Source organism: Phaeobacter sp. CAU 1743, from assembly GCF_039839315.1.
GTDB classification, from domain to species: Bacteria; Pseudomonadota; Alphaproteobacteria; order Rhodobacterales; family Rhodobacteraceae; genus Phycobacter; species Phycobacter gallaeciensis_A.
Genome location: NZ_JBDOQR010000038.1, coordinates 33,843 through 44,590, shown reverse-complemented (window position 1 = coordinate 44,590; position 10,748 = coordinate 33,843). Strand labels below are relative to the sequence as shown.

The window sequence follows — 10,748 nt, the reverse complement described above, 5'->3', positions numbered from 1 at the left end:
TCGCAAAGATCAAGGAATTCAGAGCCATAGCGACCCGCTACGAAAAGACAACGTCCAGCTACGCCGCCAATTGGCATCTCGCGGCTGCCATCATCGCCTCACGATGAATGTCCACAGACCCTAGCCCAGAACCGCTTTCACGGCCCGCGCGGTTGCCGCAACCACGGTGTCGGCCTCTTCACGGGTCAGGCAGAAGGGCGGTGCAAAGCCCAGGATATCACCCTGCGGCATGGCGCGGGCAATCACCCGGTCCTGCTCCAGGAGCTTGGCCGAAATCTGCGGACCGATCTTGTCCGCCGCGTCAAAGAAGGTGCGGCTATCCCGACCCTTCACGAATTCTACCGCACAGAGCATGCCTTCGCCGCGGATGTCGCCGACATGGGCATGATCGCCCAGCGCGTCCTTCATCGACTGGTTCAGGTAGGCGCCAACGCTGCCTGCGTTTTCAACCAGATTCAGTTCATCGATCAGCTTGAGGTTGGCAACGCCCGCCGCAGCACCGATGGGGTGCGCCGAATAGGTCCAGCCGTGGCCGATGGGGCCGTTCTCATCGGTGCCCTGCTCCAGCACCTTCCAGACCTTGTCGGATACGATCGAACCGGACAGCGGCGCATAGGCCGAGGTCAGGCCCTTGGCGATGGTGATGATATCCGCTTCCAGCCCGTAGTGATCGCTGCCGAACATAGTGCCGAGACGGCCAAACCCGGTGACGACCTCATCCACGACCAGCAGGATGTCGTGCTTTTTCAGCACGGCTTGGATCGCTTCCCAGTAACCGGCGGGAGGCGGCACGATGCCACCGGTGCCCAGAACCGGCTCACCGATGAAGGCGGCGATGGTGTCGGCGCCTTCGCGCTCGATCAGCGCTTCCAGTTCTGCGACGCAATGGGCAACGAATTGTTCTTCGGTCTGGTTCTGATCCTCGCGGCGGAAATAATAGGGCGCATCGGTGTGCACCACCTGCGCCAGCGGCAGGTCGAATTTCTTGTGGAACAGCTCAAGCCCCGTCAGCGAGCCGGTGACCAGCCCAGAGCCGTGATAGCCGCGCCAGCGCGAGATGATCTTCTTCTTCTCGGGGCGACCCAGGATGTTGTTGTAATACCAGATCAGCTTGACGTTGGTTTCATTGGCGTCCGAGCCGCCGAGGCCAAAATAGACCTTGGACATATTCGACGGCGCCCGGTCGAGGATCATCTTCGACAGGGTGATCGAGGCCTCGGTGCCATGGCCGACATAAGAGTGGTAATAGGCCAATTCGCGGGCCTGATCTGCGATGGCTTCGGCGATTTCCTGACGGCCATAGCCCACGTTCACGCAGTACAGCCCGGCAAAGGCGTCCAGCAGCTTGGTGCCGTCGCGGTCTTCGATATGCACGCCGCTGGCGGTCTTGATCACCCGGTTCGGGCTTTCACCGCGCGCGTGCTGCGCCAGATGGGTCGAGGGGTGAAAGAAGTTGTCGCGGTCCCATTGGTCCAGTTGATCGTTTTTCAGCATATCTAGTCCTTCTGCGTTTCCCGGTGCCCGCACGGCCCGGGTGTGATCGTTTGATATTCAATTGCCCGGCAAGGGGCCCGTCATGCCCAGTCGCGGCAGACGTATTTGACCTCGGTGAATTCTTCCATGCCCAGACGCGCGCCTTCGCGGCCCAGACCGGATTGCTTGGCGCCGCCAAAGGGGATCGGCGCCCCGGTCACCTTGGTCCGGTTCACGGCCACCATGCCGAATTGCAGGGCGCGCGACAGCCGGTAGATGCGGCGTGGATCCTGCGTATGCACATAGGCCACCAGCCCGTATTCGGTGTCATTGGCACGCTGGGTGATTTCCTCTTCGCTGTCAAAGGGAGCCACCGGCGCCACCGGGCCAAAGGTTTCCTCGTGCATGATCTTCGCATCCTGCGGCACGTTGGTCAGCACGGTCGGCTGATAGAACAGCGGCCCCATGGCGTGGCGTTCGCCGCCGCAGGCCAGTTTGGCGCCCTTCTCAAGCGCGTCGCGCACGTGTTCTTCCTGCTTGGCCACAACCCGGTCGTGCATCAGCGGCCCGATGTCCGGGTCGTCCATGCCTAGACCAACGGTCAGCTTCCTGGTTGCCGCCGTCAGCCGTTTGCAAAACTCCGGGTAGATGCTGCGCTGCACGAAGATCCGGTTGGCGCCGAGGCAATCCTGACCCGAGGTCGCGAACTTCGCCTTCATGGTCTCTTCGACCGCCTGATCAAGATCGGCATCCTCGAAGACGATCACGGGCGCGTGGCCGCCCAGTTCCATCACCAGCCGCTTCACCGTATCGGCGCTTTGCCGGTACAACAGCTTGCCCACTTCGGTAGAGCCGGTGAAGGACAGCGCCCGCACACGGGTATCTTCGGTCCAGGGTTTGACCACGGTGGGCGCATCGCCGGTGACGACGTTGAACACCCCGGCAGGCACGCCCGCGCGCTCGGCCAATTCGGCCAGGGCCAGAGCGCTGAACGGGGTTTCCGCCGAAGGGTGCGCCACAACGGTGCAGCCCGCCGCCAGCGCCGCTGCTGCCTTGCGGGTCAGCATCGCGGATGGGAAGTTCCACGGCGTGATCAGCGCCACCACGCCAACCGGCTCGCGCCACAGCTCGACCTCGGCATCGGGCAGGTGGCTGGTGACGCCTTCGATGTTCGGACGCTTGGCCTCTTCGGCGTAGAACTCCACAAAACCCGCGCCATAGTCGATTTCGCCCATCGCCTCGGACAGGGGTTTACCCTGTTCCAGCACCATGATGCGGGCCAGATCCTCCTTATGGTCCAGCTGCAGCTGATACCACCGGCGCAGGATGGCCGAACGTTCCTGCGGCAAAAGCCCCGCCCAAGCGGCGAAAGCATTCTGCGCGGCATCGACCGCAGCAGAGGATTCTTCTGCCGAAAGGCTCGCGACATGGCCAACCACATTTCCGGTTCCGGGGTCCTTCACGGCAAAGGTATTGCCGTCTTCAGCCGTCTGCCACCGGCCATTCACATAAGAAAATGAACGGACTAGCGTTTTGTCCGCGATATCGCTGCGGGCAGAAAGGGCGGTGTCAGCCATGGCAAATCCTCCTGAAGTTCAGGAGGACATTCCTCTGCCCGATCCAGAAACAGTAGCCAAAGTTCCCCCATGACGGAGAAGATTCAGCTGCTGCGCCCCCCTCCCAGCAAAATATCCAGCGGCGGACCGCCCGGACCTTTGACCGGTTTGGTCACGATATAGGTGAAATAGCGCGACAGGCCGATGCGGGCATCCAGCATCGAATCGATCAGCCGCTGATAGGCATCGATGTCATGGGTGACGATCTGCATCAGGTAGTCGAAGCCGCCGCCCAGCGCCCAGCAGGCGGTGACCTCGTCATAACGCTGGATCGCCAGCTCAAATGCCTGAAACCGGGCTGCCGTGTGATCGGCGATTTCCACCGCCACAAACACCGTTATATGCGGCGCCAGTTTGCGCAGGTTGATGCGGGCGCCGTAGCCTTCGATCAGCCCGGCCTTTTCCAGCTTGCGCAGCCGGTCCCAACACGGCGTCGGAGACAGGCCGATGCGTTCGGCCAAGGCCGCTTTGGTAATGCGCCCCTCCTGCGTCAGCACGCGGAGAATGGCGATATCCCGGTCATCAAGACGTATCATGCGTCAGGGCTGTATCACGGGTGTGATCACTGGAAAAGCGCCCCGCGAATCTGTGAACACTGCGCCACCTGCCGTGCCGGAGAGAACACAGGTGACCGCGATACCGGCGTAGGTTCTACTCTGGACCAAAATTGTCCAAAGATTCGCCGGTTGTGCACAACAATCACGCAACCTGCCGCTCACGACGTCGTAAATGCCGATTATGCGTGTCGTTTTGAGCAAATCCTTTGCCGCGAATAGATCGGAATCGGAGGATGTACTCATCTACAAAGATTACAGTCCCTATTTCCGACACCCCTCCTTTGAACAGAGGTCCCCATGCCACTGGAACTTGCTCCGTTTACTGAGGGCGAATACGCCCGCCGCATCGCCAAGACCCGCAAAGCCATGGAGGCCGCCGGGATCGACGTTCTCTTCGTCACGGACCCGTCCAATCAGGCCTGGCTGACCGGCTATGACGGCTGGTCCTTCTATGTCCACCAGGGTGTCATCCTGGGGCTGAACGGTGATCCGATCTGGTGGGGCCGCACGATGGATGCCTTTGGCGCCCTGCGCACCGTCTGGATGGAAGAGCGCAGCGTCATCGGCTACGACGACCGCTATATCCAATCGACCACCTGCCACCCGATGGAAGATCTGGCCGCGCATCTGACCCGGCTCGGATATGGCAAGGCCCGCGTCGGCGTGGAAATGGAAAACTACTATTACTCCGCCAAGGCCCACGCTGTCCTGCAAAAGAACCTGCCCAACGCCAGCCTGCATGACGCCACCGCGCTGGTGAACTGGCAGCGTGCGGTGAAGTCAGACGAAGAGCTGATGTTCATCCGACGGGCCGCCCGCATCACCGAAAACATCGTCAATCTGGCCATCGAACGCGCACGCCCCGGATTGCGCAAGAACGAGCTGGTGGGCGACCTGCTGCAGGCCGGCACCTATGGGGTTGGCGAAGACTGGGGTGATTACCCGGCCATCGTGCCGCTGACGCCCTCGGGCCTGGATGCCACCGCCGCGCATATGACCTGGGACGGGCGCGAGATGCAGACCGGCGAGGCAACTTTCTTTGAACTCTCTGGCTGCTACCGCCGTTACCACGCGCCGCTGTGCCGTACCGTGCACCTGGGCCAACCGCCGCAGGAGATGCTGGACGCTTCTTCCGCGCTGAACGAAGGGATCGAGGCCGGGATCGAGGCTGCAAAGGCCGGCAACCGCGCCTGCGACATTGCCAATGCCCTGAATGGCGCCCTGAAAAAGGCCGGAATCGACCGCAACGGACGCTGCGGTTACCCGATCGGCCTCAGCTACCCGCCGGACTGGGGTGAGCGGACCATCTCGCTGCGGGACACCGATGAAACCGTGCTGATGCCGGGGATGACCTTCCACTTCATGCCTGCGCTCTGGATGGACAGCTGGGGGCTTGAGACCACCGAGACGATCCTGATACGCGAGAACGGACCAGCCGAAGCTCTCTGCGATGTGGAGCGCAAAATCTTTGTGAAAGACGAGGTTCTGAATGACCTTCCTGCCCCGAACGACGGATTTGTTGGGAGAACTCATCGCGCAACCGACCGTGTCCGCGAGCAGCAACCTGACATTGATGTCGCTATTGGCGGACCGGCTGGATAGCGCAGGCGCACAGGTTCATCTGTGGACCGACGACACCGGCAGCAAGGCCAATCTTTTCGCCACCATTGGTCCCGATACCGATGGTGGCATCGTTCTCTCGGGCCATTCGGACGTGGTGCCTGTGACCGATCAGGACTGGTCCAGCGATCCCTTCCAGATGGTGGAGCGCGACGGCAAGCTGTTCGGGCGTGGCACCTGCGACATGAAGGGATTCATCGCGGCAGCAACCGCGATGGCGCCGCATTACGCGGCGCTGAACCCATCCCGGCCGATCCATTTCGCCTTCACCTATGACGAAGAGGTCGGCTGCTTTGGCGCGCAGGCTCTGGCCAAGTCGCTGAAAGAACGGGAGATACGCCCCTCGGTCTGCATCGTCGGAGAGCCTACGATGATGCGCATCATCGAAGGCCACAAAGGCTGCTATGAATATTCGACCCATTTCACCGGGCTCGAAGGGCACGGATCCGGGCCGGATCTGGGGGTCAATGCTGCGGAATACGCAGCGCGCTACGTCGCCCGCCTGCTGGAGCTGAAGGACGCCCTGCGTGCCCGCGCCCCCGAAGGCAGCCGGTTCGAACCGCCCTGGACCACCATCAACACCGGCGCGCTGGTCAGCGGCCACGCCCATAACGTGATCCCCGGCAAAGCGAGGGTCGACTGGGAAATGCGCCCGGTGCAGAAATCCGATGCCGACTTCGTCAAAGAAGACCTGCACCGGCTATGTACTCACTCCCTGATCCCGCAGATGCAGGCGGTGTTCCCCGAGGCTGGTATCGTCACCGAGGTGATCGGAGAGGTCGACGGTTTGGAGCCAGTGACCGACAACGAGGCCCGCGAGATCCTGCAGGAGCTGACCGGGGCAAATGGCGCCGACCTGGTGGCATTCGGCACCGAGGCCGGGATTTTCCAGGGGCTTGGTATGAATGTCGCCGTCTGCGGACCGGGATCGATCGAACAGGCGCATAAACCCGACGAATACGTCTCGCTCGACCAGCTGTCGCAATGCCTCGGGCTGCTCGAAGGGCTCTCTGCCAAACTGGTCTGAACAGATATTTGCGCCGACGGGCGGGGACAGCTACACAGGCACCCAACCAAGGGAGGCCTCCAATGACCTCATCCTCGCCCAACACGGCGCTGGATCTCGACAATGCCGACTATAGTGCCCGTGACCGGTTCGAACTGATGCACCGGGAAATCCGGGATCGTATCTGTCTGCTGGACTATGCGCCCGGAACCCGCCTGTCGGAAACCGAACTGGCCGAGGAATTCGGCGTCAGTCGCACCCCGCTGCGCCGGGTTCTTGCCCGGCTCGAAGACGAAGGGCTGGTGCAATCGGTACACGGCGTAGGCACCTTCGTCACCGATGTGAACCTTGAGGAACTGGCGCAAACCTACCAGCTGAGGATGGAACTGGCCGGCATGATGGGCCACATCATGCCCCTGCCGCCCAGCGACGCGCTGCTTGCCGAGTTCCGCGCCCTGTCGGATCGCTCACAATCGCTGCTGCAGGACCCGGCCCCGCGCGAATTTGCCCGGCTGATCACCGATTTCTTCCTCGCCACGCTGAAACTGACCGGCAACATGCCGCTGCGCACCACAGCCGAACGGCTGTATTATCAGACCTCGCGGATCTGGCTGACCTCGGTGATCGATTCCATCATCGACCTTTGCGATGAAATGCGCATCTTCGATGGCGAGATCAGCACCGTCACTGCAGCGCTGGAGGCTGGCGACCTTCAGGCTGCCGCGATGCTGCAACAGGCTCATATCTCGATGAGTTTCAGCCGCATGAGAGCTGGATAAAGACTGCCGGGCCGAATGCTTTGGCAGGTTTCCTATTTGGCTGACCTGCCTTAAACCCCATGTTAGCAGAAATATCGTCCAGTGCTGCCCAACACCAAGGGCTGGGCTGGGCTACAGTTGAGTTCAGAGGCTTTAGCCCCTATTTCGGCAGAAAGGCGGGCCACGCGCCCTGCCCAGACAAAGGACCGCTCCATTGGCCAATCATCTTTACAAAAACGACCTGCCGGACGGGCTTGACCTTGGCCCGGTTGTTGCAATCGATTGTGAAACCATGGGGCTCAACCCCCACCGCGACCGGCTGTGCGTGATCCAGATGTCCGGCGGTGACGGCAACTCCCATATCGTTCAGATTGAGAAGGGCCAGAGCGAAGCACCGAACCTGTGCCGTATGCTGGAAGATCCCAATGTGCTGAAGCTGTTCCATTTCGGGCGTTTTGACATCGCCGCCATGTACCACGCCTTTGGCGCGCTGGCAGCGCCGGTTTACTGCACCAAGATCGCAAGCCGCCTGATCCGCACCTATACCGACCGCCACGGATTGCGGAACCTGTGTCAGGAACTGATCGGTGTCGATATCTCGAAACAACAACAGATGAGCGACTGGGGTGCCGAAACCCTGACCGAAGCGCAGCTGGACTATGCCGCCTCGGACGTTTTGCACCTGCACCGCCTGCGTGAAGAGCTGGACAAACGTCTTGCCCGTGAAGGCCGCACCGACATGGCGCAGGCCTGTTTCGACTTCCTGCCGATGCGCGCGCGCCTTGATCTGGCGGGCTGGCCCGAAACCGATATCTTTGCGCACTCATGAGCGGGTCGGAACACTTTCTCGCCACGGCGCGTCAGGTCGTGACCGACGAAGCCCGCGCACTGGATGCGCTGGCTGCCGGTTTTGACGAGCGGTTCGCCGATGCGGTGCGCCTGATCCTGAAGGCCGAAGGGCGGGTGATCGTCAGCGGTATCGGCAAATCCGGCCACATCGGTCGCAAGATCGCAGCGACATTGGCCAGCACCGGCACACCTGCCCATTTTGTGCATCCGGCCGAGGCCAGCCACGGCGACCTTGGAATGCTGTCCAAGGGCGATGTGGTTCTGGCCATCTCCAACTCGGGCGAAGCGCCGGAGCTGGCCAACCTTCTGGTCTTTACCCGCCGCTTTGAAATTCCGTTGATCGGCCTCTCCAGCAGGTCGGAAAGCACCCTGATGACCCAAGCCGACGTGCAGCTGGAAATCCCGGCCCTGGGCGAGGCCTGCGGATACGGGATCGTGCCGTCGATTTCGACCACACTGACGCTGGCCATGGGCGATGCGCTCGCCATTGCCATTATGAAGCACCGCGATTTCCGCCCCGAGAACTTCCGCGATTTTCACCCCGGCGGCAAACTCGGTGCGCGCCTGTCCAAGGTCCGCGACCTGATGCACGGCGGAGATGCCCTGCCACTGGTCGCTGAAGCCAACCCGATGTCCGAGGCGCTGCTGGAAATCAGCCAGAAGGGATTTGGCGTGGCCGGTGTCACCGGTGCTGAGAACGCCCTGACCGGCATCATCACCGACGGCGACCTGCGCCGCCACATGGACGGGCTGCTGAGCCAGACCGCTGCCGATGTCATGACCTCCTCGCCGACAACCATCGGCCCCGACGCCCTCGCCGAAGAGGCGCTTGCGGTGATGAATGCCCGCAAGATCACCTGCCTGTTTGTGGTGGATCCCACCCAGGGCCCGCAGGCACTGGGCCTGATCCACATCCACGATTGCCTGCGCGCGGGCCTCGGCTGAACCGCAACGCCAAAAAAAGAAAGGGGACACCGGATGGACCGCTATTCGCGCACAGTCGCCTATCTCAAGGTGCTGCTGCCGCTGGCCGCGCTGGCGCTGCTGTCGACGCTGTTCCTGATTTCGCGCGGCGTCGACACCGAGGCGGTCATCCCCTTTGCGCAAAAGGAGATCGAGGAACGCATGCGCGGGCAGCAGGTTACCCGCCCCTTCTTTTCCGGCACCACCGCGCAGGGCGATGAGATCATGGTGATGGCCTCGGTTGCTCAGCCCAACAGCGACAGCGGCGGCGCCACGGCCACCAATCTGCAGGCCGAAATCCGCATGGCCGAGGGCGGCCGCATGACGTTGGTCTCTGACAGCGGCGCGGTGCATCCCGATCAAGGTCTCGCGCGGTTCAGCGGCAACGTCAAACTGACATCCGCGGATGGTATGACGGTTGAGACAGAATTACTGGAAACCGCCCTGGACGGAGTGCGCGCAGAAAGTCCCGGACCGGTTCATGCCACGGGCGCCCTTGGCGTTCTGACTGCAGGGCAGATGCTGGTGACGGCAAAAACCGAGGGCGGACCGGTGCAAATGGTATTCAAAAACAGAGTCAAGCTGGTATACGATCCCAATACTAAAGAAAGATAGCCCGTGTTCAGATTGCCCACCTTGCTGATTTGCCTGTCTTGCACCCTTGCATCGGTTGCACCGGTTGCGATGGCCCAGACGGACGTGATTGCCTTTGGCGAGGTTAAGGCCGACCCCAAGGAGCCTGTCGAGGTGACAGCCGATGCGCTGGCGGTCAACCAGGCCGATGGCTCGGCCGAATTCACTGGCAATGTGCTGATCATCCAAGGGGTGATGCGACTGTCTGCGAACCGGGTTCTGGTGATCTACAAGACCGATGAGACCGGCAAACGTGGCATCGACCAGCTTGAGGCGTCCGGCGATGTGCTGCTGGTCAGCGGCCCGGACGCCGCAGAGGCCGAGAAGGCGGAATACACCATCGACAGCGGCACCATTGTGATGACCGGAAATGTCCTGCTCAATCAGGGAGCCAGCACGCTGACCTCGAACCGGCTTGAGGTGAACCTGACCACCGGCACCGCGAGCATGGCCGGACGGGTCAAAACCATCCTCAACCCGGATGGCGGCAACTGATGGCGACAAAACCCGAACTAAAGGTCACCGAAGGCTCGTCCGGCCTCAGGATCGAACACCTGCGCAAAAGCTATCGCAAGAAGGTGGTGATTCGTGACGTGACCATGCGTCTGGACCGGGGCGAGGTTGTCGCCCTTCTGGGGCCGAACGGGTCCGGCAAGACCACCAGTTTCTACGCCATCGCGGGCCTTGTCTTTCCCGAGGCGGGCACCGTCACCATCGACGGGCAGAACGTCACCAACCTGCCGATGTACCGCCGCGCGCGGCTTGGCATTGGTTACCTGCCGCAGGAAATGTCCATTTTCCGGGGCCTGTCGGTCGAGGACAATATCTCGGCCGTGCTGGATATTGCCGTCAAACACGACCACAAGCGGCGCGAACGGCTAGAAGAGCTGCTGTCGGATTTCTCTATCGAACATCTGCGCCGCGCCCCTGCGCTGGCCCTGTCGGGCGGTGAACGGCGCCGGGTGGAAATCGCCCGGTGCCTGGCGGCGGATCCGAAATACCTGCTGCTGGATGAACCCTTTGCCGGGGTCGACCCGATTTCGGTTGGCGATATCCGCCATCTGGTCGCCGATCTGAAGAAACGCGGCATCGGGGTGCTGATAACCGATCACAACGTGCGCGAAACCCTCGAAATCGTTGATCGTGCCTATATCCTGCATGACGGTCAGGTTCTGATGTCCGGCAGCCCCGAAGAGGTGGTCGAGAACGAAAACGTGCGCCGCGTTTATCTGGGTGACAATTTCCGTATTTCCTGAACCGAACCGTGCCTTTC

11 protein-coding genes and 1 pseudogene are annotated in these 10,748 nt (G+C 61.7%); 9 read left to right on the top strand and 3 right to left on the bottom strand.

Annotated elements, in window-relative coordinates; all coding sequences use genetic code 11:
* Positions 1-107 (top strand): annotated as a pseudogene (locus AAFO90_RS15155) (IS5/IS1182 family transposase); the annotation flags it as partial.
* Between the two features lie 13 nt (positions 108-120).
* Here AAFO90_RS15155 and AAFO90_RS15150 read toward each other — a convergent pair.
* From AAFO90_RS15150 to AAFO90_RS15140, 3 genes are all read right to left on the bottom strand, one after another.
* Positions 121-1,494, bottom strand: a complete 1,374-nt coding sequence (locus AAFO90_RS15150) for an aspartate aminotransferase family protein (protein ID WP_347509900.1) — start codon at positions 1,492-1,494, stop codon at positions 121-123.
* Between the two features lie 80 nt (positions 1,495-1,574).
* On the bottom strand, positions 1,575-3,050 hold the full coding sequence (locus AAFO90_RS15145) for an NAD-dependent succinate-semialdehyde dehydrogenase (protein WP_347509899.1): 1,476 nt from the start codon (positions 3,048-3,050) through the stop codon (positions 1,575-1,577).
* A gap of 83 nt (positions 3,051-3,133) precedes the next feature.
* A complete protein-coding gene (locus AAFO90_RS15140; protein WP_347509902.1) occupies positions 3,134-3,622 on the bottom strand; it encodes an Lrp/AsnC family transcriptional regulator in 489 nt (162 codons plus the stop codon).
* Positions 3,623-3,943: 321 nt separating this feature from the next.
* Here AAFO90_RS15140 and AAFO90_RS15135 point away from each other — a divergent pair, with 321 nt between their 5' ends.
* The 8 genes from AAFO90_RS15135 (at position 3,944) to lptB (ending at position 10,731) form a co-directional block, all read left to right on the top strand.
* Entirely contained in the window at positions 3,944-5,248 is a 1,305-nt protein-coding gene (locus AAFO90_RS15135) for a M24 family metallopeptidase (RefSeq protein WP_347509898.1), read from the top strand.
* A complete protein-coding gene (argE, locus tag AAFO90_RS15130; protein ID WP_274836080.1) occupies positions 5,136-6,293 on the top strand; it encodes an acetylornithine deacetylase in 1,158 nt (385 codons plus the stop codon). Before AAFO90_RS15135 ends, argE begins: the two co-directional genes overlap by 113 nt.
* Positions 6,294-6,355: 62 nt before the next feature.
* On the top strand, positions 6,356-7,051 hold the full coding sequence (locus AAFO90_RS15125) for a GntR family transcriptional regulator (RefSeq protein ID WP_347509897.1): 696 nt from the start codon (positions 6,356-6,358) through the stop codon (positions 7,049-7,051).
* A gap of 193 nt (positions 7,052-7,244) precedes the next feature.
* The gene (locus tag AAFO90_RS15120; protein ID WP_065272107.1) at positions 7,245-7,859 is read left to right on the top strand and encodes a ribonuclease D; all 615 of its coding nucleotides are present in this window, start codon (positions 7,245-7,247) and stop codon (positions 7,857-7,859) included.
* The gene (locus AAFO90_RS15115; RefSeq protein WP_347509896.1) at positions 7,856-8,824 is read left to right on the top strand and encodes a KpsF/GutQ family sugar-phosphate isomerase; all 969 of its coding nucleotides are present in this window, start codon (positions 7,856-7,858) and stop codon (positions 8,822-8,824) included. The genes AAFO90_RS15120 and AAFO90_RS15115 overlap by 4 nt, the downstream gene beginning before the upstream one ends.
* 33 nt (positions 8,825-8,857) lie before the next feature.
* Positions 8,858-9,457 (top strand): LPS export ABC transporter periplasmic protein LptC, encoded by a 600-nt coding sequence (lptC, locus tag AAFO90_RS15110; protein ID WP_065272105.1) that lies wholly within the window; start codon positions 8,858-8,860, stop codon positions 9,455-9,457.
* 69 nt (positions 9,458-9,526) lie between these two features.
* Positions 9,527-9,970 carry an LptA/OstA family protein gene (locus AAFO90_RS15105; protein ID WP_347509901.1) on the top strand — a complete coding sequence of 148 codons (444 nt, stop codon included), beginning with the start codon at positions 9,527-9,529 and terminating at the stop codon, positions 9,968-9,970.
* Positions 9,970-10,731: an LPS export ABC transporter ATP-binding protein gene (lptB, locus tag AAFO90_RS15100; RefSeq protein ID WP_065272103.1), complete on the top strand. Its 762-nt coding sequence runs from the start codon at positions 9,970-9,972 to the stop codon at positions 10,729-10,731. Before AAFO90_RS15105 ends, lptB begins: the two co-directional genes overlap by 1 nt.
* Positions 10,732-10,748: the final 17 nt, after the last annotated feature.

Excerpts from the sequence above, each read along its gene's own strand:
- lptC (WP_065272105.1), top strand. The coding sequence starts at position 8,858 with ATGGACCGCTATTCGCGCACAGTCGCCTATCTCAAGGTGCTGCTGCCG.
- AAFO90_RS15105 (WP_347509901.1), top strand. The coding sequence starts at position 9,527 with ATGGCCCAGACGGACGTGATTGCCTTTGGCGAGGTTAAGGCCGACCCC.
- AAFO90_RS15135 (WP_347509898.1), top strand. The coding sequence starts at position 3,944 with ATGCCACTGGAACTTGCTCCGTTTACTGAGGGCGAATACGCCCGCCGC.
- AAFO90_RS15125 (WP_347509897.1), top strand. The coding sequence starts at position 6,356 with ATGACCTCATCCTCGCCCAACACGGCGCTGGATCTCGACAATGCCGAC.
- AAFO90_RS15145 (WP_347509899.1), bottom strand. The coding sequence starts at position 3,050 with ATGGCTGACACCGCCCTTTCTGCCCGCAGCGATATCGCGGACAAAACG.
- lptB (WP_065272103.1), top strand. The coding sequence starts at position 9,970 with ATGGCGACAAAACCCGAACTAAAGGTCACCGAAGGCTCGTCCGGCCTC.
- argE (WP_274836080.1), top strand. The coding sequence starts at position 5,136 with ATGACCTTCCTGCCCCGAACGACGGATTTGTTGGGAGAACTCATCGCG.
- AAFO90_RS15150 (WP_347509900.1), bottom strand. The coding sequence starts at position 1,494 with ATGCTGAAAAACGATCAACTGGACCAATGGGACCGCGACAACTTCTTT.
- AAFO90_RS15115 (WP_347509896.1), top strand. The coding sequence starts at position 7,856 with ATGAGCGGGTCGGAACACTTTCTCGCCACGGCGCGTCAGGTCGTGACC.